The 25,970-nt window shown below is 59.0% G+C and carries 27 protein-coding genes; 22 read left to right on the top strand and 5 right to left on the bottom strand.

From position 1 onward, the window contains the following. The first annotated feature begins 128 nt into the window (after nucleotides 1-128). The 3 genes from ileS to RUM8411_RS18620 all read left to right on the top strand — a co-directional run bounded on the left by ileS (nucleotide 129) and on the right by RUM8411_RS18620 (nucleotide 4,124). The gene (ileS, locus tag RUM8411_RS18630) at nucleotides 129-3,041 is read left to right on the top strand and encodes an isoleucine--tRNA ligase (protein ID WP_085824231.1); all 2,913 of its coding nucleotides are present in this window, start codon (nucleotides 129-131) and stop codon (nucleotides 3,039-3,041) included. Between the two features lie 83 nt (nucleotides 3,042-3,124). Further along, nucleotides 3,125-3,580, top strand: a complete 456-nt coding sequence (locus RUM8411_RS18625) for a methylated-DNA--[protein]-cysteine S-methyltransferase (RefSeq protein WP_085824230.1) — start codon at nucleotides 3,125-3,127, stop codon at nucleotides 3,578-3,580. Nucleotides 3,581-3,656: 76 nt separating this feature from the next. After that, nucleotides 3,657-4,124: a hypothetical protein gene (locus RUM8411_RS18620; RefSeq protein WP_085824229.1), complete on the top strand. Its 468-nt coding sequence runs from the start codon at nucleotides 3,657-3,659 to the stop codon at nucleotides 4,122-4,124. A 2-nt stretch (nucleotides 4,125-4,126) separates the two neighbouring features. On the opposite strand, the gene RUM8411_RS18615 is transcribed toward RUM8411_RS18620, so the two are convergent. The 4 genes from RUM8411_RS18615 to fsa all read right to left on the bottom strand — a co-directional run bounded on the left by RUM8411_RS18615 (nucleotide 4,127) and on the right by fsa (nucleotide 7,383). Next, a complete protein-coding gene (locus RUM8411_RS18615) occupies nucleotides 4,127-4,822 on the bottom strand; it encodes a CDP-alcohol phosphatidyltransferase family protein (protein WP_085824228.1) in 696 nt (231 codons plus the stop codon). 86 nt (nucleotides 4,823-4,908) lie between these two features. After that, complete coding sequence (locus RUM8411_RS18610; protein WP_085824227.1) at nucleotides 4,909-5,829, bottom strand: tyrosine recombinase XerC; 921 nt, start codon at nucleotides 5,827-5,829, stop codon at nucleotides 4,909-4,911. Further along, nucleotides 5,826-6,533 (bottom strand): DUF484 family protein, encoded by a 708-nt coding sequence (locus RUM8411_RS18605; RefSeq protein ID WP_085824226.1) that lies wholly within the window; start codon nucleotides 6,531-6,533, stop codon nucleotides 5,826-5,828. Before RUM8411_RS18605 ends, RUM8411_RS18610 begins: the two co-directional genes overlap by 4 nt. Before the next feature lie 196 nt (nucleotides 6,534-6,729). Further along, the gene (gene fsa / locus RUM8411_RS18600) at nucleotides 6,730-7,383 is read right to left on the bottom strand and encodes a fructose-6-phosphate aldolase (protein WP_085824225.1); all 654 of its coding nucleotides are present in this window, start codon (nucleotides 7,381-7,383) and stop codon (nucleotides 6,730-6,732) included. A gap of 88 nt (nucleotides 7,384-7,471) precedes the next feature. Here fsa and RUM8411_RS18595 point away from each other — a divergent pair, with 88 nt between their 5' ends. The 4 genes from RUM8411_RS18595 to RUM8411_RS18580 all read left to right on the top strand — a co-directional run bounded on the left by RUM8411_RS18595 (nucleotide 7,472) and on the right by RUM8411_RS18580 (nucleotide 12,369). Continuing rightward, nucleotides 7,472-9,667, top strand: a complete 2,196-nt coding sequence (locus tag RUM8411_RS18595; protein ID WP_085824224.1) for a primosomal protein N' — start codon at nucleotides 7,472-7,474, stop codon at nucleotides 9,665-9,667. Between the two features lie 79 nt (nucleotides 9,668-9,746). Next, the gene (locus tag RUM8411_RS18590; RefSeq protein WP_085824223.1) at nucleotides 9,747-10,979 is read left to right on the top strand and encodes an MFS transporter; all 1,233 of its coding nucleotides are present in this window, start codon (nucleotides 9,747-9,749) and stop codon (nucleotides 10,977-10,979) included. A gap of 67 nt (nucleotides 10,980-11,046) precedes the next feature. Then, complete coding sequence (locus RUM8411_RS18585; RefSeq protein WP_085824222.1) at nucleotides 11,047-11,925, top strand: 50S ribosomal protein L11 methyltransferase; 879 nt, start codon at nucleotides 11,047-11,049, stop codon at nucleotides 11,923-11,925. 99 nt (nucleotides 11,926-12,024) lie between these two features. Beyond that, complete coding sequence (locus tag RUM8411_RS18580) at nucleotides 12,025-12,369, top strand: hypothetical protein (protein ID WP_085824221.1); 345 nt, start codon at nucleotides 12,025-12,027, stop codon at nucleotides 12,367-12,369. Between the two features lie 104 nt (nucleotides 12,370-12,473). Here the strand turns inward: RUM8411_RS18580 and RUM8411_RS18575 are convergent, their stop codons facing one another. Next, nucleotides 12,474-12,686 carry a DUF1127 domain-containing protein gene (locus RUM8411_RS18575; RefSeq protein WP_085824220.1) on the bottom strand — a complete coding sequence of 71 codons (213 nt, stop codon included), beginning with the start codon at nucleotides 12,684-12,686 and terminating at the stop codon, nucleotides 12,474-12,476. Nucleotides 12,687-13,021: 335 nt separating this feature from the next. Between RUM8411_RS18575 and ruvC the strand changes: the two genes are divergently transcribed. The 15 genes from ruvC to RUM8411_RS22580 form a co-directional block, all read left to right on the top strand. Beyond that, the gene (gene ruvC / locus RUM8411_RS18570) at nucleotides 13,022-13,519 is read left to right on the top strand and encodes a crossover junction endodeoxyribonuclease RuvC (protein WP_085824219.1); all 498 of its coding nucleotides are present in this window, start codon (nucleotides 13,022-13,024) and stop codon (nucleotides 13,517-13,519) included. Next, nucleotides 13,516-14,193 (top strand): Holliday junction branch migration protein RuvA, encoded by a 678-nt coding sequence (gene ruvA, locus RUM8411_RS18565; RefSeq protein WP_085824218.1) that lies wholly within the window; start codon nucleotides 13,516-13,518, stop codon nucleotides 14,191-14,193. Before ruvC ends, ruvA begins: the two co-directional genes overlap by 4 nt. A gap of 4 nt (nucleotides 14,194-14,197) precedes the next feature. Further along, the gene (ruvB, locus tag RUM8411_RS18560) at nucleotides 14,198-15,217 is read left to right on the top strand and encodes a Holliday junction branch migration DNA helicase RuvB (RefSeq protein ID WP_085824217.1); all 1,020 of its coding nucleotides are present in this window, start codon (nucleotides 14,198-14,200) and stop codon (nucleotides 15,215-15,217) included. A 63-nt stretch (nucleotides 15,218-15,280) separates the two neighbouring features. After that, nucleotides 15,281-15,904, top strand: a complete 624-nt coding sequence (locus tag RUM8411_RS18555) for a hypothetical protein (protein WP_085824216.1) — start codon at nucleotides 15,281-15,283, stop codon at nucleotides 15,902-15,904. Between the two features lie 292 nt (nucleotides 15,905-16,196). After that, entirely contained in the window at nucleotides 16,197-16,622 is a 426-nt protein-coding gene (gene ybgC / locus RUM8411_RS18550) for a tol-pal system-associated acyl-CoA thioesterase (protein WP_306372918.1), read from the top strand. A 111-nt stretch (nucleotides 16,623-16,733) separates the two neighbouring features. After that, a complete protein-coding gene (gene tolQ / locus RUM8411_RS18545) occupies nucleotides 16,734-17,429 on the top strand; it encodes a protein TolQ (protein WP_085824215.1) in 696 nt (231 codons plus the stop codon). A 1-nt stretch (nucleotide 17,430) separates the two neighbouring features. Further along, complete coding sequence (gene tolR, locus RUM8411_RS18540) at nucleotides 17,431-17,907, top strand: protein TolR (RefSeq protein WP_085824214.1); 477 nt, start codon at nucleotides 17,431-17,433, stop codon at nucleotides 17,905-17,907. A 9-nt stretch (nucleotides 17,908-17,916) separates the two neighbouring features. After that, nucleotides 17,917-19,014 carry a cell envelope integrity protein TolA gene (gene tolA, locus RUM8411_RS18535; RefSeq protein ID WP_085824213.1) on the top strand — a complete coding sequence of 366 codons (1,098 nt, stop codon included), beginning with the start codon at nucleotides 17,917-17,919 and terminating at the stop codon, nucleotides 19,012-19,014. Continuing rightward, complete coding sequence (gene tolB, locus RUM8411_RS18530; RefSeq protein WP_085824212.1) at nucleotides 19,011-20,330, top strand: Tol-Pal system beta propeller repeat protein TolB; 1,320 nt, start codon at nucleotides 19,011-19,013, stop codon at nucleotides 20,328-20,330. The genes tolA and tolB overlap by 4 nt, the downstream gene beginning before the upstream one ends. An 87-nt stretch (nucleotides 20,331-20,417) precedes the next feature. Beyond that, on the top strand, nucleotides 20,418-20,927 hold the full coding sequence (gene pal, locus RUM8411_RS18525; RefSeq protein WP_085824211.1) for a peptidoglycan-associated lipoprotein Pal: 510 nt from the start codon (nucleotides 20,418-20,420) through the stop codon (nucleotides 20,925-20,927). 4 nt (nucleotides 20,928-20,931) lie between these two features. Continuing rightward, nucleotides 20,932-21,765, top strand: a complete 834-nt coding sequence (gene ybgF / locus RUM8411_RS18520) for a tol-pal system protein YbgF (protein WP_085824210.1) — start codon at nucleotides 20,932-20,934, stop codon at nucleotides 21,763-21,765. Next, a complete protein-coding gene (gene tilS, locus RUM8411_RS18515) occupies nucleotides 21,762-23,015 on the top strand; it encodes a tRNA lysidine(34) synthetase TilS (protein WP_085824209.1) in 1,254 nt (417 codons plus the stop codon). The genes ybgF and tilS overlap by 4 nt, the downstream gene beginning before the upstream one ends. A 76-nt stretch (nucleotides 23,016-23,091) precedes the next feature. Further along, nucleotides 23,092-25,008 (top strand): ATP-dependent zinc metalloprotease FtsH, encoded by a 1,917-nt coding sequence (gene ftsH / locus RUM8411_RS18510; protein ID WP_085824208.1) that lies wholly within the window; start codon nucleotides 23,092-23,094, stop codon nucleotides 25,006-25,008. 97 nt (nucleotides 25,009-25,105) lie between these two features. After that, a complete protein-coding gene (locus RUM8411_RS18505; protein WP_085824207.1) occupies nucleotides 25,106-25,681 on the top strand; it encodes an MOSC domain-containing protein in 576 nt (191 codons plus the stop codon). Nucleotides 25,682-25,846: 165 nt separating this feature from the next. After that, a partial coding sequence (locus RUM8411_RS22580; RefSeq protein WP_143534934.1) for a formate--tetrahydrofolate ligase occupies nucleotides 25,847-25,970 on the top strand: 124 nt, incomplete at its 3' end.

Here is a 25,970-nt window from a genome sequence, read left to right as displayed (position 1 = left end):
TTTGGCCATCATTATTCGAATTATATCCCCGGCGCTCTGATATCGCGAGACGCCGGGCAAAGGTGCTTGAGAATTCGCACTGACCGCTTCGATCCATATATGACCAGATCATCCTGAGGACGCCCCCAATGTGCGCCGACACGACCCAAACCCCTGACTACAAAGACACGCTGAACCTGCCCAAAACCGACTTTCCCATGCGCGCAGGCCTGCCCAAGCGCGAGCCCAACTGGCTGGAGCGGTGGGAGACAATCGGCGTCTATGATCGCCTGCGTGAAAAACAGGGCCGCAAGCCCTTTACCCTGCATGACGGCCCGCCCTATGCCAACGGTCACCTGCATATCGGCCACGCGCTGAACAAGACCATCAAGGACATGATCGTACGCTCCCATCAGATGATGGGGTTCGACGCGCGTTATGTGCCCGGCTGGGACTGTCACGGCCTGCCCATCGAATGGAAGATCGAGGAGCAATACCGCAAGAAGGGCAAGAACAAGGACGAGGTGAACATCGTCGACTTCCGTCAGGAATGCCGCAAGTTCGCCGAGGGCTGGATCGACATCCAGCGCGAAGAGTTCAAGCGTCTGGGCATCACAGGCAACTGGCCTGATCCCTATGTCACCATGGACTATCACGCAGAGGCCGTGATCGCCGATGAGTTCATGAAGTTCCTGATGAACGGCACGCTCTATCAGGGCTCCAAACCCGTGATGTGGTCACCGGTTGAAAAGACTGCGCTGGCCGAGGCCGAGGTCGAGTATCACGACAAGGAAAGCTTCACCATCTGGGTGAAGTTCAAGGTCGTGAATGCGGGCGATCTGGATGATGCCTTTGTAGTGATCTGGACCACCACGCCCTGGACCATGCCGTCGAACAAAGCGGTGGTGTATGGCAAAGACATCTCTTACGGGCTGTACGAAGTCACTGGCGCACCGGATGAATGCTGGGCCGCCGTGGGCGACAAGTTCCTGCTGGCTGACAATCTGGCCGCTGACGTGCTGGGTCGTGCCCGCCTGAACGATGATCAATGGACCCGTGTCCGCGATGTGACCACGGATGAACTTGCAGGCGTCCAACTGACCCACCCGCTGGCCGGGGCCGAGGGCGGCAATAGTGAATGGGACGATATCCGCGATTTCCGTGCCGCTGAGTTCGTGACCGATACCGAAGGCACCGGTTTTGTCCACTGCGCGCCCTCGCATGGCATGGAAGAATTTGAGCTGTACCGTGATCTGGGCATGCTGGAACAGGTCATCACCTATAACGTGATGGATGATGGCGGTTTCCGCGCTGATCTGCCGTTCTTTGGCGGCAAATACATCCTGTCCCGCAAGGGCGGCGAAGGCGACGCCAACAAAGCCATCATCGACAAGCTGGTCGAGGTCGGCGGGCTGCTGGCCCGTGGCAAGATCAAGCACAGCTATCCGCATTCCTGGCGCTCGAAGGCTCCGATCATCTATCGCAACACGCCGCAGTGGTTTGCCTCGGTCGACCGCAAGCTGGATGACGGTATGGGCGGTATGGGCGACACCATCCGCGAACGCGCCCTGCGGTCCATCGATGAGTTGGTGAAATGGACCCCTCAGACCGGTCGCAACCGTCTGTATTCGATGATCGAAGCACGCCCGGATTGGGTTCTGTCGCGCCAACGCGCCTGGGGTGTGCCGCTGACCTGCTTTACCAAGAAGGGCGTTCTGCCGACCGACGCAGATTACCTGCTGCGCAACGAAGACCTCAACGCCCGCATCAAGGCCGCGTTCGAAAAAGACGGCGCGGATATCTGGTACAGCGACGGGTTCAAGGCACAGGTGCTGGACGGAATCGCCAACCCCGACGATTGCGATCAGGTGTTTGATGTTCTGGACGTATGGTTCGATTCCGGCTCGACCCACGCTTTTGTTCTGCGTGACCGCGAGGACGGGACCGAGGACGGTATCGCCGATGTCTACATGGAAGGCACCGACCAGCACCGCGGGTGGTTCCATTCGTCCATGCTGCAGGCCTGCGGCACCAAGGGCCGCGCGCCTTATCGCAACGTGGTGACCCATGGGTTCACGCTGGATGCCAAGGGCAACAAGATGTCCAAATCGCTGGGCAATACCATCGTGCCGGAAGAGGTGATCAAACAATACGGCGCCGATATCCTGCGCCTCTGGGTGGCCCAGACGGATTATACCGCCGATCAGCGGATCGGGCCGGAAATCCTGAAGGGCACCGCCGACAGCTATCGCCGGTTGCGCAACACCATGCGGTTCATGCTGGGCTCGCTGGCGGACTTCACCGAGGCCGATCGCGTTGCGCCCGAAGATATGCCGCGCCTGGAACGCTGGGTGCTTAGCCGTCTGGCCGATTTGGATGAGAAGGTGCGCCAGGGCTATGCCGCCTTCGATTTCCAAGGCGTGTTCAGTGCCGTGTTCACCTTTGCCACGGTTGACCTGTCGTCGTTCTATTTCGACGTGCGCAAGGATGCGCTCTATTGCGACGGCGACAACCTGCGCCGCCGTTCTGCGCGCACAGTGTTGGATATCCTGTTCCACCGCCTGACCACCTGGCTGGCCCCGGTTCTGGTCTTCACTATGGAAGAGGTTTGGTTGGAGCGCTTCCCGGGTGATGACAGCTCGGTCCATCTGGTGGACTTCCCGGACACGCCCGCCGACTGGCGCAACGCCGAGCTTGAGGCGGGTATGGCCAAGATCCGCCGGGTCCGCCGCGCTGTGACTGCCGCGCTCGAGGTTCAGAGACAGGATAAGGTCATCGGTTCCAGCCTTGAGGCCGCACCGATCGTGCATGTCGAAGATGGTGAAACCCGCGATCTTCTGGCAACGTTTGACGTCGATGACATGTGCATCACGTCCGGTTTGACCGTCACCGGAGATCCGGCCCCGGCCGAGGCGTTCCGCGTGCCGGAAATCGAGGGCGTCGCGGTTGTGTTCGAAAAGGCCGAGGGCGAAAAATGTCAGCGGTGTTGGAAAATCCTGCCCGATGTGGGCCGCCACGCCCATAATGGCGTGTGCGGGCGCTGCAACGACGCGCTGAGCTAAACCCTGCAACCCCCCGGCCCAACGGCCGGGGGTTTTTTCGTTCAGCGCTTGCGCCGGTTCCTGCGATCTGAAACGCTGCATCCATGGCGATGATCGCAGTGGAAACCCAGTTTGGACGCCTTGGCGTCGAAGAAACCGACGGTGCAATAACGCGCCTTGTCTGGAACGGGCAGGACGATGCGCCGGACACACCGTTGTTGCAGGAAGCTGCCGCACAACTGGCGGCGTATGATCAGGGGCGTCTGGACCGGTTTGATCTGCCTTATCGCGTGGGGGGGTCTGAGTTTCAGCAGCACGTCTGTGACCTTATGTTTGCCATCCCTCTGGGCGAGACGCGGACCTACGGCGATATTGCCAGGGAACTGGGTCAACCCGCTCAGCCTGTGGGGCAGGCCTGCGGTGCAAACCCCATTCCGGTGATCATCCCCTGTCACCGGGTGCTGGCTGCAAACAGTCTGGGTGGGTTTTCCGGCGATGGCGGGATCGAGACCAAGGTTGCGTTATTGCGCCATGAGAGGGCTGCGGGTCTGCTGATCTGATCGGCTTAAATCTGTTGCAATCCCGCTGTTTGAGTCCCAACTTGTATCAAATAGAGAATTTGAAGGACCGCTTTGAATGACTGCTCAAACAGACCCGGCCACCCGCAAGAAGGCCATTATTGACCGCCTGATGTCGCTGGAAGCGCAAGAGCTGGCGACCGCGCAGGCCCATTACGACGCGTTTCTAAAGGACTCTCAGTTGGATGACCGTGAAGGGCATGACAAGGATGACATCGCCGCCTCGCGCGAGAATGCCGATCTGGCAGCGGCGTTTGATGCGCCTGTGCACGCCCATCACGCCAAGATCGACGTGATCGAAAACACCGATTTCGCGTTGACCGACACGGTGCAGCCGGGTGCAGTGATCAAGTTCAACAACCGACGGTTTGTTGTTTGTGTCTCGACGACCCGGTTCGAGGTGGATGGAAAGACCTATATGGGTATCTCAACCCAAAGCCCGATCTATCTGGCCATGGTCGGACTGCAAGAAGGGGACGTGTTTACCCATAACGGAACCGAGTTTGAGGTGCAGAAAATCTTGTAATCCTAACCCTTGCGCTGCGGGAACACCTGCTGCGCAACCCCGGCCGAGACCAGATACAGGCTGGTGACGACCAGACCCCAATGCGCCCAGCTTTCGGGGTGAAAATCCACCCAGGCCGCCCAGCCGGCAAAGAAGGTCCAGGCGAAGGCCATCGGCAGTGACAGAGAACGCCAGCGTTCGGTCCGGACAGGGTGGATGAATTTCAGCGGCAGGAACATCGCCAGAGACAACAGCGAAACCAGCAGCAGAATGATCCAGAAATTGGGCTCAAGCGCGAAGATCACAATGACAAACATGTTCCAGCACCCCGGAAAGCCGGAAAAGGAATTGTCCTTTGTTTTCATTCGCGTGTCGGCGAAATACATGGCGCTGGCAAAGGTGATGACGATGATGGCAAACCAGCCGGTCCACCCGTCCATCAGGCCCGACTTGAACAGGGCAAAGGCCGGGATGAACACATAGGTCAGGTAATCGATGATCAGATCTAACAGCACGCCATCAAATTCGGGTGCGTTCTTTTTGACATGGTAATGCCTCGCCAGCGGACCGTCGATACCATCAACGACAAACGACACGACCAGCCAAAGATACATCAGGCTCCACTTTTCCTCGACCGCGGCCAGCATGGCCAGCATCGCAAAAACGGCACCGGTGGCGGTGAACAAATGGACGGAAAGTGCTTTGAATCTAAGTGTCATGCCTGTCTCTTGGACGATGCGTGCCGCAGATGCAAACCAAAATCCCGGCCCTTGTAGAATGCGTGATGGTACGATGTATCAGGGAGTCACGCTTTGGGGTGCGCGCGGTTGTAGACCTCCATCAGGCGCGCGGTATCGACGGCTGTGTAGGCCTGCGTTGTCGAAAGCGATGCATGCCCGAGCAATTCCTGAATAGAGCGCAAATCGCCCCCCGCCGACAAAAGATGCGTGGCAAAGCTGTGACGCATCGCATGCGGTGTCGCGGTGGCTGGCAGACCCAGTTGCATGCGCGCTTTGGCCATCACGCCCTGAATGGCCCGTGGGTTCAGCGGACCGCCACGAACGCCGCGAAACAGAGCTTTGTCTGGGGCTTGCGGGTGCGGGCACAGCTGCACATAACGCTCTACAGCCGCCTGTGCTGCTGGCAGGACGGGAACGATCCGCTCTTTGTCACCTTTGCCTACAATGCGCAGCGTGGCAGGCAATGGTGCGTCAGTCCCGGTCAGAGACAGGGCCTCGGATATGCGCAACCCGCAGCCATAAAGCAGCGTGACCACAGCCACGTCGCGGGCAGAAACCCAGTCATTGGTCGATTGCATCTCGACCGTGTCGATCATGGCGCGGGCGGCGTCTTCGGCCAGCGGGCGCGGCAGCTTTTTGGTGAATTTTGGTGCCCGGGTCGAGAGCACGGCTGTGGGTTCAAAGCCTTCGCGTTCAGACAGCCAACGATAGAAGGATTTGACCGCTGACAGCTTGCGGGCCAGCGACCGCGCGCCCACGCCCGCGGCACGCTGATCAGCCATCCAGGCGCGCATGTCCGACACGGTGATCCGGGCCAGTGCCGCCAACCCCTGACGCTCACTGTGATGTAAGGTCATGAAGGACAGGAATTCGGTGACATCGCCGCGATAGGCGGTTTGTGTGTTTTCTGACCTTCCGGCCAAGGCCCCCAGACTGTCCAGCCAATGCTGCAAAGCATCGCGGCAGGCTGGGGAGATCAAACTCACGACAACCAGTGACGCATCGAGCGTTCGAAGACGCCAGCGAAGAAGGTCAAGAGATCAGTACCCAATTGCGGGGTGAAATGGTTGGCATCTTTGGCCCCCATCACAATCATACCGGGCAGGCGGCCTTCGCCCAGATTAAGCCTGAGGCAAGCCTCAGACCGAAGCTGGCTTGCGATCGGGCCAAAAATCCTTGGGCTATGTTGCTGAATCTGGCGCAGAATGACCTCACGCGCGGGGCCGCCCCGGTCAAGGCTGAGATAGGCGTCGACTGTGCCGGGTTCGACCACGGTAAGCACGCCGCCCAGTTTTTCGATGGCAGGGTCTTCTTGCAGGGCCGTGGTTTCCAGAACCAGCGTGACATGATCGACCCGCAGGATTTCAGCCACATCGCTGCCGAGTGCTTGCAGAAAGCCTTCGAATTCCATGGGTTCCAGCAGGCGCAAGATGGCGCGGTGCACCTGATTGGTGCCGGCGAGGTTTTCATAAGCGGCGGCAATGACCGAGCGGTGGGTGTCCTCCAGCCGGTCCAGTCGCGTCTCAAGCCGCTGCATGGCGATGCCACGCAGATCGATCACATTGTCACCGCGCGCCATTTCGTCAGCGGTAACCAGCGCCTGCATCAGATCCTTGTCGTCCAGTACTGCGTCCGGCTCGGCCAGAATCGCGGCGCGGAGATTATCCTTAAGTTTGGTGTTACTGCTCATGTCCTGTCCGGTCTTTTTTTGTTGGGCGGCTTATAACATGATTTGCAAGGTTTGCCTTGGGAAAAATACACGCAAAAGTGGATTTCCCGGGCCGCTGTGGCGGAAAGGCTCCCGCCTGCAATTCCCTGATCATGGGATCAGTCTTGCAGTTGGGCCAGGCGCGGCGCCTGTGGGCGCCGCGCGGCTGCGTGGGGTGTCAGAGGATTTTCTGTCCGGTCTTGGCCCAGTCGGCCAAAAAGGTTTCCAGACCCTTGTCGGTCAGTGGGTGGTCGGCCAGCTTTTTGATGACGGCAGGCGGCGCTGTGATTACGTCCGCCCCGACGAGGGCGCTGTCGGTGACGTGGTTCACGGTGCGGATGGATGCGGCCAGAATTTCAGTCTCAAACCCGTAGTTGTCGTAGATCTGGCGGATGTCCGCAATCAGGTCCATTCCGTCCAGGTTGACGTCGTCGAGGCGACCAATGAAGGGCGAGATGAATGTTGCGCCTGCTTTGGCGGCCAGCAACGCCTGATTGGCCGAGAAACACAAGGTGACATTGACCATCTGGCCTTCATCCGACAGCGCCTTGCAGGTTTTCAGGCCCGCCCATGTCAGCGGCACTTTGACGGCAATATTGGGCGCGATCTTGGCCAGCTTGCGGCCTTCGGCGATCATCTCGTCGGCTTCGGTTGCGACGACTTCGGCCGAGACGGGGCCATCGACCAGATTGCAGATCTCTTTGGTCACTTCCAGAATGTCGCGACCTGATTTGAGGATCAGCGACGGGTTGGTGGTCACACCATCCACCATGCCCAGATCGTTCAGTTCGGCAATGGCGTCGATCTCGGCTGTGTCTACGAAGAATTTCATGCGGGCAGTCCTTTGATGGGTTGGCCTTGGTCGCGGATGGCTTTACCTCAAAGAGACCCATGCTGGAACCCCCTGCGAAGGATATGCCGTGAGCGCTAACGGATTTTTCGACCAAGGAGAGCTAGTTGCGGTGCTGACAACGCAGCCGCTGGACCGGACGCTCGACTACAAAGCGCCCGAGGGTGGGTGTTTTCTGGGCGCCTTTGTCGAAGTGCCTTTGGGCCCCCGCAAGGTGCTGGGCGTGGTCTGGGGGCCGGGGCAGGGTGGCTTTGATCTGAGCAAGGCCAGATCTGTGATCCGGGTGCTTGAGGTGGCGCCGATGCGCGAAGAGATGCGGCTGTTTCTGGGCAAGGTGGCGGATTACACGCTGACACCGATGTCTGCGATGCTGCGCCTTGCCACGCGCGCACCGGGGCTGAGTGATCCTCCGTCGATGCGCAAGATTTATCGCCTGGGGAATGGTGAGCCTGACCGAATGACCGATGCGCGAACCCGGGTTTTGGAGGTGTTGCGCGACTATGGCGGGTTGGCTTTTACACTGAAGGAACTGGCGGAGCAGGCGGGGGTGACCTCTTCGGTTGTCAAAGGCTTGGTCAAGCAAAGGGCGGTCCGGGAAGAAGACAGTCCGCGCGATCTGCCCTATCCGCGTTTGGACCCGGATTTGCCCGGCAAGGACCTGACTGCGGACCAGGCCGCGGCGGTCGGGCGGCTGCAACAGGGGCAACAGACCGGTAACTATGGCACCACATTGCTGAAAGGCGTCACCGGATCAGGCAAGACCGAGGTGTATCTGGAAGCGGTGGCGGAAACCTTGCGCCAGGGTCGGCAGGCGCTGGTACTGCTGCCCGAGATCGCGCTGACCGCCGAGTTCCTGACACGGGTCGAGGCCCGGTTCGGAGCGCGTCCGGCCGAGTGGCATTCGGGTGCCACGATGACGGAACGCCGCCGGGTCTGGCGCATGGTCGGGCAGGGTGATGCGCAGCTGGTGGTCGGCGCGCGGTCGGCGCTGTTCCTGCCGTTCCGAAATCTGGGGCTGGTCGTAGTGGATGAGGAACACGACACCTCGTACAAACAGGAAGACGGGGTGCATTACAGCGCCCGCGATATGGCGGTCCTGCGGTCAGCGATCTGTGGCGCGCGGGTGATACTGGCAAGCGCCACGCCATCGCTGGAAAGCTGGGCCAACGCCGAGGCGGGCAAGTATGAGCGGCTTGATCTGACCTCGCGCTTTGGCGTGGCCGTCCTGCCCGAGATGAAGCCGATCGACATGCGGGCCGAGCAGATGCAGCCGGGCACGTGGATTTCCCCGTCCTTGCGGCAGGCAGTGCGCCAGCGGATCGAACGGGGTGAGCAGTCTTTGCTGTTCATCAACCGTCGTGGCTATGCGCCGGTGACCCTGTGCCGGGCCTGTGGGGAACAGATCGCCTGTGACCATTGCGATGCGCGTATGGTCGAACACCGGTTCCTCAAACGGCTGATGTGCCACCAGTGTGGTGAGACCAAACCGATGCCCGAGGTCTGCCCCTCCTGTCAGGTTGAGGGCAAGCTTGCTCCGGTCGGGCCAGGGATCGAACGGCTGGCCGAAGAGGCTGAGGCGACCTTCCCCGAGGCCAAGATCGCCATGCTCAGCTCTGATCTGTTTGGCTCGGCCCGGGCGCTGAAAGCCAAGATCGAAGAGATTGCGCAGGGCGACGCAGATATCATCATCGGCACACAGCTGGTGGCCAAGGGACACAATTTCCCTAAATTGACGCTGGTGGGGGTTATTGATGCTGACCTCAGTCTGCATGGCGCCGACCTGCGGGCGGCGGAACGCACGTTTCAGCTGATGCGGCAGGTGGCTGGGCGCGCTGGTCGGGCGGACATGCCGGGGCAGGCCTTGTTGCAGACGTTTCAACCCGAACATCCTGTGATCCGGGCCATTCTGTCGGGTGACGAGGAAGGGTTTTGGAAAACCGAGGCTGCCGGGCGACTGGCAGCGGGGGTCCCACCCTATGGGCGAATGGCCGGGATCGTATTGTCCGGGCCAGAAGTGGGACCGGTTTTTGATGTCGGAAACGCGATGGCACGCAACGATGCGCCGCTGCGCCAGATCGGGGCGCAGGTCTTTGGTCCGGCGCCTGCACCGATCGCTCGAATACGGGGGCGGCATCGCGTGCGTCTGTTGGTCAAAGCGCCAAAAGGCGCCCCTATTCAGGACGCCATCGCCCGTTGGATCGCGCCGTTGCGGCTGAAGGGCGATATCCGGCTGACAGTGGATATTGACCCGCAAAGTTTCTACTGACCTCTGCATAAACGCAGAGCGGCTGTGCACCACCTGCTTGCCCCTCGCCAAAGCGCGAAAATGGGCGTAGAGGAGTCTCATGCTGAAATCCATGCCGCTTTCCGAGGCGCAGAGCCTTCCGTTCTGGCGCCGTCCTGTGACGCTTTTGTTCGTTATGGCGCTGACAATGCCCATCGCGTTCAACGCGTGGAGCGCGCTGTTGAACAACTTCGTCATCGAGGTGGCGAATTTCGATGGTGCGGATATCGGGTTGCTGCATACGGTGCGCGAAATTCCGGGCTTTCTGGCCGTTGGTGTGATCGCGGTCATCCTGTTTGTCCGCGAACAGGTCCTGGCCATGATCTCTTTGATGCTGCTGGGTGTCGCCACCGCCATAACAGCCTGGTTTCCCAGCCTCGGCGGGCTGCTTTTTGTAACGTTGTTCAGCTCAATCGGCTTTCACTATTACGAGACGGTGAACCAGTCCCTGCAGCTGCAATGGCTGCCCAAGGACCGTGCGCCGCAGGCACTGGGCTGGTTGGTCGCAATGGGATCGGCGGCGACCTTGGTAGTGTACGGTTTGATCGTGCTAAGCTGGGAGAGGTTCGATCTGTCCTACAACACCGTATTCATGGCGGCGGGTGGATTTACTGCCGTGCTGGCGCTGTTGTGCCTGGTCGTCTATCCGCAATTCGACTCACCAACGCCGCAAACTAAAAAGATCGTGCTGCGCCGCCGTTATTGGCTATATTATGCGCTGCAATTCATGGCCGGTGCGCGGCGGCAGATCTTTGTGGTCTTTGCGGGCTTCATGATGGTCGAGAAGTTTGGCTTTGAAGTGCACGAGCTGACCAGCCTTTACATGATCAACCTGCTGATAAACATGGCGGCGGCCCCGATGTTGGGTAAGGCTGTCTCGCTGTTTGGTGAACGCCGCACGCTGATCTTCGAATATACTGGTCTGGCCATTGTCTTTGCGGCTTATGGCGGCATCTACTGGTTTGGATGGGGGGTGGTTTTGGCTGCGATCCTCTATGTGATTGACCACGTGCTGTTTGCGCTGGCGTTGGCGTTGAAGACTTATTTCCAGAAAATCGCAGACCCGGCGGATATTGCGCCGACAGCGGCGGTAGCCTTCACCATCAATCACATCGCGGCCGTGTTCCTGCCGGCGCTGTTGGGCTTGTTGTGGGTCGTGTCACCCGGTACGGTTTTTGCGCTGGCTGCTGCTATGGCGACAATCTCGCTGACCCTGTCGCTGTTGATCCCGCGCCACCCGGAACCGGGGAATGAGACAGTTCTGTCGAAATACGCCCCGGCCCCGGCGGAATAAGCGCCAAAGCTTGACCTTGGCGGGCCTGCGCCATAGGCGCTGTATCAACTGATACACGGAGGCCCCTATGCCCACATTCACCGCGCTTACCACCATGACTGGCAAGAAAGCTGCCGAAGGGCTGGGCGACGCGATGGAGCGTTTGGATCCTGAACCCACTGGCATCGGCGTGTTCGAGGTCGAAGATGGATCGGGCCTGTGGGAGGTCGGCGGCTATTTCACCGAAGCGCCGGACGAAACCGCGCTGGCTGTTCTGGCCGCCGCTTTCGAGGCCAAGCCCTTTGTCGTGTCGGAATTGCCCGATACCGATTGGGTTGCCCATGTGCGCCGCGAACTGGCCCCGGTCGAAGCGGGGCGGTTTTTCGTCTATGGTAGTCACGATGCCGACAAGATGCCCGAAGGGCGCATCCCGCTGCTGATCGAGGCCGCGATGGCGTTTGGAACCGGTCACCATGGCACAACGCTGGGCTGCCTCAAAGCGCTGGACCACTTGCTGGATAATGGGTTTGCTGCGACCAAAGTGGCAGACATCGGCTGTGGTACTGCAGTTCTGGCCATGGCAGCTGCCCGGGTCTGGGATGGCGATGTAATCGCCAGCGATATTGACCAGGTCGCTGTTGATGTGGCCGAGGCCAACCTGAAGGCAAACGGAATGTCCGGGCAGGTGAAGTGTATCGAGGCTGCGGGCTTTGATCACCCCGACCTGCAAGCCAGCGCACCATACGACCTTGTTCTCGCAAATATCCTCAAAGGTCCGCTGGTGGCGTTGTCACCGGAAATAGCAGCGAATCTGCGGGATGGGGGCTATGCTATTTTGTCGGGAATCCTCAATGAACAGGCCGATGATGTGGTCTCGGTTTATTCACAAAACGGGTTCAATCTGACAAAAAGAGACGAGATTGGTGAATGGACGACGCTAGTCTTAAGCAAACAGGGCGCAATTTAGACCATTTGCAGGAGTTTTCTGGATTTTCGCCTCTTTTTTGTCGCAATCTCTATCTACCGTCATAGCGTGGAAAACGGGGGCGGTTGTTTGGAGGCTGCCATGACAGTAAAACAAGTGGAATTTGATCAGCGCGTAACTCGCCTGAATAAAAAGCACGCCAAGCTCAGCCGTGGCTATCGCGCCACGATGCGCAAAGATGGCCTTGTTGTGATGAAACCGCAGCGTGTAAAGTCTGCGGTTCCGGCAAAGGTTCTTCTGATGTGCCTGTTCGGCTTGTTTGCGTTCAAGACATTCTTAATGACAAGCTTGGGAACATCGGCCTACGAGTTCCGGGTTGATAGCCTTGCGCAAGGGACAACTGTTGAAAAGGCTGGTGCCTGGGTGATGCAGATTGACCCTGTCTCGGGATTTTTGGCTGCCCAGATAGACCGGTTCACGTCTTAGAAACTATCTGAATGAACAAGAAACGCCGCCCATCTGCAGATGCGCGGCGTTCTTTTTTGCCCCCGAGGGAGAAGAAGGGGCGTATGAGTGGTAGGTTTTAAGTCTTACCGACGACCATCTGTCACGACGTCAATATCGCCACGGCACAGACCGATATCTTCCAGTTCGCGATCTGTCAGACCGCTCAGCACGTTACGAGTAACGCGGGCGTCGTTCCATTCAACAACGGCGTTCACGACCGATGCGAAAATTGCGCCGATACGGCCGACGAGGCCGAACGAGCCAGTGGTGATGCGGGTGGTGTCCAGAGCAGCCATATCCTGTTTCCTTCTGGTTTGAGTTAAGGTCTAGATCATCTGATCTGAGCGGCATTTAGTGATGTCGATTTGACTATGCAAGTGAGGAAATTGCATGTGTCCTATGCATTTTTTGCAATGCTTCAGAAATCTAAAAAACCGTTAATTTATTGACCATTGGGCGGTTATGAAACGTGTCGAATTCAGGCGTTTCGCTGTCGCAAACTGGCCGTCGTGTCGTCACTGGGACAGGTCTGTCGTTTTTTAGACTTTCGGTCAATTCGCTTGGAAAATGTTCATGCTTCGTGCTAGTCCGAATGAAAGATCTCAAAAACCCGAGCAGGTCGAGGCAAAACATGCGAATTCTGGGCATTGATCCGGGGCTTCGAACCCTGGGATGGGGCGTCATCGAATCACATGGCAGCCGTCTGAGCCACGTGGCCAACGGGTTATGCAAATCCGACGGCGACGATCTGGGCGAACGCCTGCTGTCTCTGCACAATCAGATTGTCGAGGTCATTGCCGCACATCAACCCGATCAGGCTGCCATCGAACAGACTTTCGTAAACAAGGACGGGGCCGGCACATTGAAACTGGGTCAGGCGCGGGGGGTGGCATTGCTGACCCTGGCGCAAGCCGGGTTGCCGGTTGGGGAATATGCACCAAACCGGGTCAAGAAAACCGTCGTAGGCGTGGGTCATGCCGAAAAACAGCAGGTCCTGCATATGGTGAAACTGCAATTGCCGGGGTGTCAGCCCAAAGGTGCGGACGCGGCGGATGCGCTGGCGATTGCCATCTGTCACTCTTATTACGGCACAGCACCGGGCGCACGGATGAAAGAGGTGAAGGCATGATTGGCAAACTGACAGGGCGACTGGATTACCGCGCCGCAGACCACGTGCTGATTGACGTGCGGGGGGTTGGGTACATCGTCTATTGTTCAGATCGGACAATGGCCGCGCTGCCGGGTGTGGGCGAGGCGGTCTCGATCTACACCGACATGGTCGTGCGTGAGGATCTGATGCAGCTTTACGGGTTCCTGTCGTTGATCGAAAAAGAATGGCACCGGCTGTTGTGTTCGGTTCAGGGCGTCGGTGCCAAGGTTTCACTGGCCATTCTCAGCGCGTTGGGTCCCGATGGGGTCAGCCGGTCGATTGCGCTGGGGGACTGGGGTGCGGTCAAGGCTGCCAAAGGGGTTGGTCCTAAAACGGCGCAACGCATTGTGCTTGACCTCAAGGATAAGGCGCCGGGCGTGATGGCGATGGGCGGCACCGTGACCGAGGCGATGGATGGCCCCAATCTGGATGTTGTCGAACTGTCGGAACCTGCACCTGCGCCCAAACGCATGGCGAAACCGGCCTCAGGTTCGGCGGCTGCGTCGGCCGGGGCTTTGTCAGCCCTGTCCAATCTAGGCTATGGGCCGTCCGAGGCGGCCTCGGCCGTAGCCGAAGCTGCGGCCAACGATCCTGAAGCGGGCGAGGCAAATTTGATCCGCGCGGCGCTCAAGCTGCTTGCTCCGAAAGGGTGATTGAATGGTAGACGCCGATCCCAACCTGCGCCCCGAGCCTTTACCCGAAGACAACGACCGTGCCCTGCGACCGCAGGGGCTGGATGAATTCATCGGGCAGGCTGAAGCCCGCGCCAACCTGCGCATCTTTATTCAATCCGCCCGGCAACGCGGCGAGGCGATGGACCATACCTTGTTTCACGGCCCGCCGGGGTTGGGAAAGACGACACTGGCTCAGATCATTGCGCGTGAACTTGGGGTGAATTTCCGCATGACCTCGGGCCCGGTTCTGGCCAAGGCGGGCGATCTGGCGGCGATTTTGACCAATCTGGAAGCGCGCGATGTTTTGTTCATTGACGAAATCCATCGCCTGAACCCCGCTGTCGAAGAGGTCCTGTACCCGGCGATGGAGGATTTCGAACTGGATCTGGTGATCGGCGAAGGCCCGGCTGCACGCACTGTTCGGATCGAGCTGCAGCCCTTTACTCTGGTTGGGGCAACCACTCGGATGGGCTTGCTGACCACCCCGCTGCGCGACCGGTTCGGGATCCCGACGCGGTTGCAGTTCTACACGATCGATGAGCTACACGAGATCGTCACCCGCAACGCCCGCAAACTGGGCGCGCCCGCGGATAATGATGGAGCCCGCGAGATCGCGCGCCGATCACGAGGCACCCCTCGAATTGCGGGTCGGTTGCTGCGTCGAGTGGTGGATTTTGCGATTGTGGAAGGCGACGGTCGAATCTCACGCGAACTGGCGGATGGGGCGCTGACTCGGTTGGGGGTTGATAATCTGGGGCTGGACGGTGCGGACCGGCGGTATCTGAAACTGATCGCTGAGAATTACGCGGGTGGTCCGGTTGGGATTGAAACCCTATCCGCCGCATTGTCGGAAAGCCGCGACTCGCTGGAAGAGGTGATTGAGCCATATTTGCTGCAGCAAGGCCTGATCCAACGCACCCCGCGCGGGCGGATGTTGGCGCAAAAAGCGTGGACACATCTGGGTATGGCGGCCCCCAAAGGCCAAAACGATCTGTTTGGTTGAAGCTTTGGCCCGGAGATTTTATGCCTTCGGCAAGAGTGAACCAGAAAAGATGAAGGGCCAGACGTGACTCCGGAAGAGATCGAGGCGTTGTTTACCCGCGAAAGCGGAGAGTTCCTGTTCGCCAGATGGGGACGTCCCATCGTGCCCATCGTCTTTGGTGTCGAAGACAAGACGCTGGCCGTGGTAAAAGGCGCGTTCGAAGCCGTTGTGGCCCTGTCTGGTCACAAGATGGCGGAAACTGACCCAGAGTTGGGTGCCAATTGCATGGTCTTCTTCTTTCGTGATTGGCAGGAGTTGCTGGAAGTTCCCGATCTGGATCGGCTGATCCCTGATCTGGCACCGCTGGTGGGCCGTCTTGAGGCCGCAGATGCCAATCAGTATCGCATTTTCCGGTTCGAAGACGACGGCGCCATCCGGGCAGCCTTTGTATTCCTGAGGATGGATGAAGAGCTGTCCAATATCCCCGCCGACACTCTGGCGCTCAGCCAGGTGGTGCAGACTATCCTGCTGTGGTCCGACACCGCATTTCGCAACCAATCCCCCTTGGCGGTGGCCGGCGAGGCGACGATCTTGCGGCCGGACATAGCCGAGGTGATCCGGGCATCCTACGATCCGGTTCTGCCCGGGGCAACGCAGGATGCGTCCCATGCATTGCGGTTGTTTGCTAGGTTTCAACCCCCTCAGTGAAAAGGGGTGGCAACCGCGCGGGTTTGGTGCGGTTCGAAAACTCTGCGATCAGGGATGGCTGCCTCAAACAACCACATTGGCACTGTTCCCTTGGCCGCGGATTCTGACCATTCGATCACCTGTTCTAAAATGTCGCATGTCTCTGAAGCTTAGGGGCAAACTGCTAAATTTTGACGCCGCGATAGGGTTCACTCGAACTTTATCCGGGTCAGGGGATTGCAGGATCGACAGCGCGCATGCATCTCTGAGGCAAAGGCGCCTTGCCCGTGCCCTACATTTTTGAGCAAATTGCATGACCGGATCTTTCAGCATGGCCACCGACACGCACGATCACCCGAAACACACCTATCCAGTCCGTGTTTATTACGAAGACACCGACATGGGGGGCGTGGTCTATCACGCCAATTACCTGAAATTCATCGAACGCGCCCGGTCTGATTACGTGCGTCAGTTGGGCAATGACCAGAACGCCATGCGTGATGCAGGCATCGTTTGGGTCGTTCGCCGGATCGAAGCGGATTACCTAACCACTGCCAAGTTCGAGGACGAGCTGACGGTGGAAACCGAAGTTGTTTCATTGTCTGGCGTCCGGTTGACGATGGGGCAGCTGATCAAAAGGGGCGAAACCGAGATATTCCGAGCCACGGTAACGGCTGTTTGCATGAATGCGCTAGGCAAGCCGGTACGCCTCCCGGCAGAGATCCGCGCATTGCTGTAACAATTTCCGGGATCAGGGTGGTTCTGTTGGCATTTCGTACCCAACTGCGTTAGCGTTTGGCAAAACAAGGCCAAAACAAACGGCCGTCAGGCAAAAACAAAGAGCAGGTTCATGGAAGCTGAAACGCTGGCGCTGGCGCAGGAGATCGATTTCTCCATGTGGGGGCTATTTGCCCGCGCGACTTTTATCGTCAAACTGGTGATGCTGATGCTGATTATTGCATCGGGCTGGTCCTGGGCGATTATCATTCAAAAGCTGATCAATTATCGGGCTGCTCGGCGTGAAGCTGCGGTATTCGACGAATCCTTCTGGTCGGGTAACCCGCTGGACGAGCTGTTTGAACAAATCGGAACGCAACCTGATGGCAGTTCTGAGAAGATTTTTGCCTCGGGCATGATTGAATGGCGTAGATCGCATCGCACGGATGGCGGGTTGATTGCGGGGGCCACCGCGCGGATTGACCGCTCGATGGACGTGGCAATCGCGAAAGAGGCCGAGGGGCTGCAAAAAGGCCTGCCCATTCTCGCCACTGTTGGCTCGACCGCGCCATTTATCGGCCTGTTCGGTACTGTCTGGGGCATCATGAACGCCTTTATCGAGATCGCCGAGCAGCAAAACACCAACCTCGCCGTTGTCGCCCCCGGTATTGCCGAAGCATTGCTGGCCACCGGTCTGGGCCTGCTGGCTGCGATTCCGGCGGTTATTTTCTACAACAAGCTCAGCGCGGACAGTGATCGGATCGTCGGCGGGTATGAGGCCTTTGCCGACGAGTTCGCCACCATCCTGTCGCGTCAGTTGGACAGCTGATATGGGTGCTGCGGTTCAGCAATCTTCGGGCGGGAACGGGCGCAGACGCGGACGGCGTCGCGGGCGCGCGCAACCAATGGCCGAGATCAACGTGACGCCCTTTGTGGACGTCATGTTGGTGTTGCTGATCATCTTCATGGTGGCAGCGCCGTTGCTGACCGTGGGCGTGCCGGTAGACTTGCCGAAGACCGCCGCCAGTGCCCTGCCTGGCGATAACGAAGAACCTTTGACGGTAACCTTGACCGCTGATGGCCGGGTGCAGATCCAGACCACGGATGTGCTGCGCGAAGAGTTAATTGGCAAGCTGCAGGCCATCGCCGTTGAACGCACCAGCGACCGCGTGTTCCTGCGGGCCGATGGGGCGATCCCCTATGCGCAGGTGATGCAGGTCATGGGCGCGCTGAATGCGGGCGGATTTTCCAATGTGGGCCTTGTGACCGATACCGGCGGGCCGACGCTGGACGAAGGCGGAGAGTGAGGCCGCGCGGTGGACACCGGCACCAAGATTTCGGCGATTGCCCATGCTGGCCTGATCGGATGGGCCTTGTTTGGCGGCACCTTCCGGTCCGAACCGTTACCTATGGCTGTGCAGGAGGTGTCGGTGATTACGGCTGAGCAATTTGCGGCGATGACTGCACAAAGCGACGCGCCCGAAGTGCCGGTTCCCACCGCATTGCAACAGCCCGAAGCGCCCGAGGAAGAGGTCAGCACCCCAGAACCGGTCGAGGAAGAGCAACCCCGACCCGATGTTACGACACCGGCGGAACCGGAACCCGACCCGGTGCCTGAACCAGTTGAGGCACCGCCCGAACCCGTGGTGATCGAAGAGCCCCCGACCTTGGATCAGCCCGAGCCGGTGACCGAGGTCCTGCCCGTACCTGAAGGCCCCGAGGCGTTACCGCGCCCGTCAGATATCGTCGCACCGGAACCCGTCGCCCCGCCACCACCGGACGCTCAGCCGGATGACGTGGAATCCCCCGCGGTGTCATTGGATGAGGGTGCCGAGGTTCAACAGGAACAACAGGATCAGACCGCCCCGGAAGAGGCCACAGATGTGATTGTGACCGAGGCGGAAGAGACCAAAGAAAACGCCCCACGAACGTCACCACGCCCAAAAACACGGCCCAACAGACCCGCGCCACCGGCCCAGCCCGTCGTGGCTGAGACCGAGGAGACGACACCGCCGGAACCCACAGAACCCGACACAGCCATTGATGATGCGCTGGCCGAGGCGTTGGGGCAGGGCAGTGAACCAACTGGTCCGCCACTAACCGGCGGTGAAAAGGATGCGATGCGGCTGGCGGTATCACGTTGCTGGAACGTAGGGTCTCTGTCTACGGATGCGCTGCAAACTGTAGTGGTTGTCGGCTTTTCGCTGAACACAGACGGAACTGTTGTCGGCGGTAGCCTTCGTATGATCGACAGTTCTGGCGAATCCGATGGTGCTGCGGGCCAGGCCTTTGAGGCTGCCAGGCGGGCAATTTTGCGCTGTGGCGCCAAAGGATATGATCTGCCTGCTGACAAATACGCACAGTGGAAAGATATTGAGATTACATTCAATCCCGAGAGGATGCGGATCAAATGATGAGATTTCTGACCAGCCTGTTGCTTGGCCTGACACTTTTGGCAGCGCCGGTAAGCGCCCAAAACGGACCGTTGCGTCTGGAACTGGATCAGGGGATCATCGAGCCCTTGCCCTTTGCGGTGCCGAACTTCGTACCTGACGGGCCAGCGGCGACGCAATACGCCAATGATCTCTCTCGGGTGATCGCAGACGATCTGATCGGCACCGGGTTGTTTCGCGAGATTTCTTCGGACGCCTTCATCAGCCGGGTCAGCAGCTTTGAGGCTCCTTTGCAGTTCGCGGACTGGAAAGCGATCAATGCCGAGGCGCTGGTAACCGGTGCGGTCAACGTGTCAGGCAACAAGCTGACGGTGCGGTTCCGGGTATGGGATGTGTTCTCGGACAAGGAACTTGGCAACGGTTTGCAGTTTACCGGAACCACCGAGGGCTGGCGGCGCATGGCACATAAGGTGGCCGATCAGGTCTATAGCCGGATTACGGGTGAGGGGGCCTATTTCGACAGCCGCGTGGCCTTTGTGTCCGAGAGCGGGCCCAAGAACCAGCGTCTGAAACGTCTGGCGATCATGGATTACGACGGCGCGAATGTGCAGTATCTGACCGACAGCGCCGCCATCGTGCTGGCCCCGCGTTTTTCGCCCACTGGCGACCGGCTTCTTTACACCAGCTATGCCAGTGGCAGCCCGCGCATCTATGTTCTGGATGTCGACCGGGTCAGGCAGACTGAGTTGAATACCCAAGGCGGCACAATGAGTTTTTCGCCGCGGTTTTCTCCGGATGGGCGTTCGATCGTTTATTCGCTGATCCAAGGCGGCAATACCGACCTGTGGAAGATGGATCTGGCGTCGGGGCAAAGCGTGCGCCTGACCAATACGCCGGCGATTGAAACCGCCCCCAGCTATTCGCCGGATGGCACGCGGATCGTGTTCGAAAGCGATCGCTCGGGAACGCCGCAGCTGTACATCATGCCCGCAAACGGGGGCGAGGCCACGCGCATCAGTTTTGGTCAGGGCCGCTATGGCACGCCAGTCTGGTCGCCGCGTGGGGATCTTGTTGCCTTTACCAAGCAGAACAAGGGTCGGTTCCATATTGGCGTCATGCGCGTGGATGGCAGTGAGGAACGCCTTCTAACGTCCTCTTTCCTGGACGAGGGCCCGACCTGGTCACCCAACGGCCGGGTCATCATGTTCACCCGCGAAACGCAGGGCGCAAGCGGCCGGGCAACTCTCTATTCGGTGGATATCTCGGGTCGGAACCTGCGCCCGGTGCGCACCCCCGACGGTGGCAGCGATCCGTCCTGGGGGCCATTGCAGAATTGATCGCGCCAGAGTGTTGGAAAAGTTCACATAAAACCTGCACTGTGGTACAGAGACGGCAATAAACGATAAAACGACGAGGCACTTGAAATGAATGTATTGGGCAAAATCCTGGCTTTGGGCATGCTGAGCGTAATTGCAGCCTGCACCAACAATGATCCATCCGCATTGGGCGGCGGTTTCGGCAATGGTGCGAATGGTGCCATTTCACCGGGCTCGCCAAGTGATCCGCGCTCACCTGCCTATTTCCAGCAAACCGTTGGGGACCGGGTCCTGTTCTCGGTGGATCAGTCGACATTGACACCGCAGGCGCAGACGGTATTGCAGGGACAGGCCGACTGGTTGCTGGCCAATACGGATTTTGTGGCCACGATCGAAGGTCACGCAGACGAACAGGGCACGCGGGAATACAACCTTGGGCTTGGAGCAAAGCGCGCCAATGCAGCGCGCGAATACCTGATTTCGCGCGGGGTGGCAGGCAATCGTCTGACCACGGTCAGCTATGGCAAGGAACGCCCGATCGAGATTTGCAGCACCGAGGAATGCTATTCCAAAAACCGTCGCGCTGTGACGGTGCTGACCGGTTCAACCTTGGGGTAAGACAATGCGATTTGCAGGATGGGTTTTAGCGGCGGTTGTTGCGACCGCCGGTGTGGCACAAGCGCAGGACCAGCAGACTCTGGCGGATATCCGGCAAGAGTTGACTGTGCTGCATGTAGAAGTTCAGCGTCTGAAGCGCGAGTTCTCGACAACCGGGTCTCCGGCACCGAACCTGTCCGGCAATTCCGTCCTTGAACGCGTCGATGCGATCGAGGCCGAATTGCAGCGCCTGACGCGGCAGACCGAGCAATTGAATCAACGCGTGCAGAATATTGTGACTGATGGCACCAACCGGATTGGTGACCTTGAGTTCCGCCTGGTTGAGCTGGAAGGCGGCGATCTGAGTACGCTGGGTGAAACCACAACATTGGGTGGCGACACGGACATCACCGCAGCTTCCCCGTCGGCCCCTGCGATTCCGACGGCCCCGGCGGCGACTGATCAAGGTGAGCTGGCCATCGGCGAACAGGCGGATTTCGATACCGCAGCGCAGGCCTTGGCTGATGGAAACTTTCAAGCCGCTGCTGACCAGTTCGCGCAGTTCGACACGTCTTACCCCGGCAGCCCGCTTGCGCCCGAGGCCAATCTGAAACGCGGACAGGCGCTGGAAGGTCTGGGCGACACGCGTGAGGCTGCGCGCGCGTTTCTGGCCAGTTTCACCGGCGATTCCGAAGGTGCCGTCGCGCCTGAGGCACTGTTCGAGCTCGGGGCGGCCCTGGGCCGTCTGGGGCAGACGGATCAAGCTTGCATCACCTTGTCCGAGGTTGGTGTGCGCTTTCCGACTTCGGCCAATGCGTCCCAAGCGACGCAGGAAATGGCATCTCTGGGCTGTTCTTGACCGACAGGGCCGACATTCTTCAATCCGAACTCCGCGCGCGGTTGCCTGAAACGCTGCCGCCGCGATTGGGTGTGGCCGTATCCGGCGGTGGCGATTCGGTTGCATTGATGTACCTGCTGCACGCGATTGCACAGCGTGAAGGGGTCGCGATGCATGTCGCCACCGTAGACCATAGTCTGCGCGCCGGATCGGCGGATGAGGCCGCGCGCGTTGCCGTACAGGCGACACATCTGGGGCTGCCGCATGAAACGCTGCTCTGGCAGGGCTGGGATGGGACAGGAAACCTGCAGGACCAAGCCCGCCAGGCGCGGTATGCTCTGCTGACCAACTGGGCGCATCGCAATGGAATTCCGGCGATTGCGCTGGGCCATACTGCTGACGACCAGGCTGAAACGGTTCTGATGCGTCTGGGCCGGGCGGCGGGAGTGACAGGGCTATCCGGCATGCCCAATTCCCGAGAGCGAAACAGCATCACCCTATTGCGCCCGATGCTGGGCCTCACCCGTCAACAGCTGCGCGACTATCTGACTGAAGCTGGTGTGGATTGGGTCGAAGATCCGTCGAATCACGATCAGCGATTTGACCGAATTAAAACGCGCGACGCGCTATTGGGCCTCGGCACGTTGGGGATTTCGGCCGCTTCGCTGAGTCGCGTGGCCGAAAATCTTGCACAAGCCCGTGAGGCGTTAGCGCGTTATACGCAGGAAACCGCCCGCAAAATCACTGTGGTGGATGGCGGTGACATCTGCGTTGACCGTGCAAAGTTTGATGATCTGCCCAACGAAATCCAACGTCGCCTGCTTATTGGCATCATCGCTTGGATTGCAGGGCCGGGTTACCCGCCGCGCGGGTCCGCTGTAGAGCAGGCGGTGGCTGCTGTGTGTGACGGGAAAACGCTGGCTATGGCGGGCTGCCTGCTGACCTGTCAGGGGGATAAAGCGTGGTTTTGCAGAGAGCTAAACGCGGTTGCGCACGAATCTGTCCGGACGCACCAGACCTGGGATAAACGTTGGGTCCTGTCTGGTCCGGCGACAGAAAAAACACAGGTCCGTGCACTGGGTGAGGCCGGATTGCGTCAGGTCTCCGAGTGGCGAACAATGGGCAAACCGCGGCCAGTTTTGTTATCGTCACCGGCGGTGTGGGAGGGGGAAACCTTGCTTTCCGCTCCGCTGGCGGGGTTTTCGAACGGCTGGAGCGCCAATTTCACGCCAGAAAGGCCTGAGTTTTACACTTCTCTTTTATCGCATTGAACATGCTTGAATCATCTCTATTTTAAAGAGCAACACGGCAGACCCCCATCTGCCGATATCTTTTGGGAGAATTTCCTTGGGCAACGCTCGTAATATCGCCTTCTGGGTCGTTCTGTTTCTGCTGATTCTTGCACTGTTCAATCTGTTCAGCGGACCAGGCGGATCGCTTCAGAACAATGAAAGAACTTATTCGGATTTTGTCACCGCTGTTGAAGGTGGTGAGGTCGAGAACGTGACACTGGACGGCGAACAGATTCGGTACACCACGCAAAGCGGTGCAACTTATGTCACCATCAAGCCTGCGGATGCTGAGGTGACCAAGCTTTTGATCGACGAAAACATTCCGGTTCAGGCGGTGAAACAGCAGCAATCCGGGTTCCAGTCGTTCCTGATCACGCTGCTGCCTTTCCTGCTGCTGATCGGTGTCTGGGTTTATTTCATGAACCGGATGCAGGGTGGCGGCAAAGGCGGTGCGATGGGCTTTGGCAAATCAAAGGCCAAAATGCTGACCGAAAAGCATGGCCGCGTAACCTTTGATGACGTCGCAGGCATTGATGAGGCCAAGGAAGAGCTGGAAGAGATCGTCGAATTCCTGCGCAACCCGCAGAAATTCAGCCGTCTGGGCGGTAAGATCCCCAAAGGCGCGCTGCTGGTTGGCCCTCCAGGCACCGGTAAGACGCTGCTGGCGCGGGCCATTGCCGGCGAGGCGGGTGTGCCGTTCTTCACCATTTCCGGTTCTGATTTCGTTGAGATGTTTGTGGGCGTGGGTGCATCCCGTGTGCGCGATATGTTCGAACAGGCCAAGAAAAACGCGCCATGCATCGTGTTTATCGATGAGATCGACGCGGTCGGTCGCCATCGTGGCGCGGGCTATGGCGGCGGCAATGACGAACGCGAACAGACCCTCAACCAGTTGCTGGTCGAGATGGACGGGTTCGAGGCCAATGAGGGCGTGATCATTCTGGCGGCGACCAACCGTAAAGACGTGCTGGACCCTGCGCTGCTGCGCCCGGGCCGGTTCGACCGCAACGTGACCGTTGGCAATCCCGACATCAAAGGCCGTGAAAAGATCCTGGGCGTACATGCCCGCAAGACACCTCTGGGTCCCGATGTCGATCTGCGCATCATCGCGCGTGGGACACCGGGTTTCTCGGGTGCTGATCTGGCCAACCTTGTGAACGAGGCCGCGTTGATGGCCGCCCGCGTAGGCCGTCGCTTTGTCACCATGGAGGACTTTGAGAACGCCAAGGACAAGGTGATGATGGGGGCCGAGCGTCGCTCGATGGTGCTGACTCAGGATCAGAAGGAAAAAACCGCCTATCACGAGGCTGGACATGCCGTTGTCGGCCTGAGCCTGCCGCTGTGTGATCCGGTCTATAAGGCGACGATCATCCCGCGCGGTGGCGCATTGGGTATGGTTGTGTCGCTGCCAGAAATGGACCGTCTGAACTATCACCGCGATGAATGTGAGCAAAAGCTGGCGATGACCATGGCCGGTAAGGCCGCCGAGGTGATCAAATACGGTGAAGACCATGTCTCGAACGGTCCGGCCGGTGACATCATGCAGGCTAGCCAGTTGTCGCGCGCAATGGTGATGCGCTGGGGCATGTCTGACAAGGTCGGCAATATCGACTATGCCGAGGCGCATGATGGGTATTCTGGTAACACCGCCGGGTTCTCGGTCTCAGCGCATACCAAGGAACTGATCGAAGAAGAGGTCAAGCGCCTGATCCAGCAGGGATACGAACGGGCCCATAAAATCCTGTCCGAGCAAGGTGAAGAATGGGAACGTCTGGCGCAAGGCCTGCTGGAATATGAAACGCTGACCGGGGAAGAGATCAAGCGCGTCATGAATGGCGAACCACCCAGCGAAGGTGATGACGAAGGCGACAGCCCGGATGAAGGCAGCGCGCCCAGCGTCACGGCGATCCCGAAAACCAAGGTCAAGAAGACGCCTCCGGACGGAGATATGGAGCCGGAACCTTCGACCTAAGCAAATCAAACCCGGGCAATGCCCGGGTTTTTTCTTTTCATTTGACGGTATTGGTTTTTTATTGGCGCCGAATGCAGGATTGTAAAAGGGGCGAGCGATGCCAGTACTGCGCAAAACGGAATTTGTGGCCGAAGTGGCCTGGTTGGGGCATGTGCCTGCTGGAAAATCGATCCGGGCTTTGCCGGTCGAAAAGCTCGAATTAGGGTTTTCCGGGGAAAAAGACGCGCGGCACGAGGGGGTGAACCGAGCCTCATGCGTTCGAGTGAAAAACCTGTATACCCAAGGTACTGAAATCCGCAATGTGCGCCAATTGTCGGTTCTGTCCGTCGAAGAAATTCAGGCAACAGCCCAAGAGATGGGCCTGACGCAGCTGGACCCAACCTTTTTGGGTGTCAGTATCTTGCTGCGGGGCATCCCGGATTTTACCCATGTACCGCCGTCCTCGCGGTTGCAGGTGGCCGACGGTCTGACCATCACGGTCGACATGGAAAACCGCCCCTGCGTGTTACCGGGGCGGGAAATTGAATCCGACCAGCCCGGTTATGGCGCAGCATTCAAACCCGCGGCTCAGGGGCGTCGCGGAGTCACGGCATGGGTCGAACGGCCGGGAGAATTGAGATTGGGGGACAAGATGGCGCTGTTTGTCCCGGATCAGCGCGCTTGGAGGCCATAAAGGCCCGCCGTTTCCAATCAGAAACCGATGAAGTGACGCTACGACGTTTCAAGGCACAATTATGTCGGAATCCATAGTCACCAGTTTGGTACACAACGGTATGGATTGCACAGCACCGACGCGTTGCGTCGGTTTTGCACGGCATTCAACCAGGGACCCTGCCCAATGAGTTATAAATCGGACATTGAGATTGCGCGAGAGGCGCATAAGAAGCCTATTCAGGAGATTGGGGCCAGGATTGGCATCTCCAGTGATGATTTGCTGCCTTATGGCCACGACAAGGCGAAGG

The organism is Ruegeria meonggei, from assembly GCF_900172215.1.
Lineage (GTDB): Bacteria > Pseudomonadota > Alphaproteobacteria > Rhodobacterales > Rhodobacteraceae > Ruegeria > Ruegeria meonggei.
Note: the sequence above shows the minus strand (reverse complement) of the source record. Positions and strands in the feature narration are given on the sequence as shown.

Excerpts from the sequence above, each read along its gene's own strand:
- RUM8411_RS18505 (WP_085824207.1), top strand. The coding sequence starts at position 25,106 with ATGCCAGTACTGCGCAAAACGGAATTTGTGGCCGAAGTGGCCTGGTTG.
- ruvB (WP_085824217.1), top strand. The coding sequence starts at position 14,198 with ATGGTAGACGCCGATCCCAACCTGCGCCCCGAGCCTTTACCCGAAGAC.
- RUM8411_RS18590 (WP_085824223.1), top strand. The coding sequence starts at position 9,747 with ATGCTGAAATCCATGCCGCTTTCCGAGGCGCAGAGCCTTCCGTTCTGG.
- RUM8411_RS18575 (WP_085824220.1), bottom strand. The coding sequence starts at position 12,686 with ATGGCTGCTCTGGACACCACCCGCATCACCACTGGCTCGTTCGGCCTC.
- ybgC (WP_306372918.1), top strand. The coding sequence starts at position 16,197 with ATGACCGGATCTTTCAGCATGGCCACCGACACGCACGATCACCCGAAA.
- tolR (WP_085824214.1), top strand. The coding sequence starts at position 17,431 with ATGGGTGCTGCGGTTCAGCAATCTTCGGGCGGGAACGGGCGCAGACGC.
- pal (WP_085824211.1), top strand. The coding sequence starts at position 20,418 with ATGAATGTATTGGGCAAAATCCTGGCTTTGGGCATGCTGAGCGTAATT.
- RUM8411_RS18585 (WP_085824222.1), top strand. The coding sequence starts at position 11,047 with ATGCCCACATTCACCGCGCTTACCACCATGACTGGCAAGAAAGCTGCC.
- RUM8411_RS18580 (WP_085824221.1), top strand. The coding sequence starts at position 12,025 with ATGACAGTAAAACAAGTGGAATTTGATCAGCGCGTAACTCGCCTGAAT.
- ybgF (WP_085824210.1), top strand. The coding sequence starts at position 20,932 with ATGCGATTTGCAGGATGGGTTTTAGCGGCGGTTGTTGCGACCGCCGGT.
- RUM8411_RS18625 (WP_085824230.1), top strand. The coding sequence starts at position 3,125 with ATGGCGATGATCGCAGTGGAAACCCAGTTTGGACGCCTTGGCGTCGAA.
- ruvC (WP_085824219.1), top strand. The coding sequence starts at position 13,022 with ATGCGAATTCTGGGCATTGATCCGGGGCTTCGAACCCTGGGATGGGGC.
- RUM8411_RS18620 (WP_085824229.1), top strand. The coding sequence starts at position 3,657 with ATGACTGCTCAAACAGACCCGGCCACCCGCAAGAAGGCCATTATTGAC.
- RUM8411_RS18605 (WP_085824226.1), bottom strand. The coding sequence starts at position 6,533 with ATGAGCAGTAACACCAAACTTAAGGATAATCTCCGCGCCGCGATTCTG.
- ruvA (WP_085824218.1), top strand. The coding sequence starts at position 13,516 with ATGATTGGCAAACTGACAGGGCGACTGGATTACCGCGCCGCAGACCAC.
- RUM8411_RS18615 (WP_085824228.1), bottom strand. The coding sequence starts at position 4,822 with ATGACACTTAGATTCAAAGCACTTTCCGTCCATTTGTTCACCGCCACC.
- tolQ (WP_085824215.1), top strand. The coding sequence starts at position 16,734 with ATGGAAGCTGAAACGCTGGCGCTGGCGCAGGAGATCGATTTCTCCATG.
- ileS (WP_085824231.1), top strand. The coding sequence starts at position 129 with ATGTGCGCCGACACGACCCAAACCCCTGACTACAAAGACACGCTGAAC.
- tolB (WP_085824212.1), top strand. The coding sequence starts at position 19,011 with ATGATGAGATTTCTGACCAGCCTGTTGCTTGGCCTGACACTTTTGGCA.
- fsa (WP_085824225.1), bottom strand. The coding sequence starts at position 7,383 with ATGAAATTCTTCGTAGACACAGCCGAGATCGACGCCATTGCCGAACTG.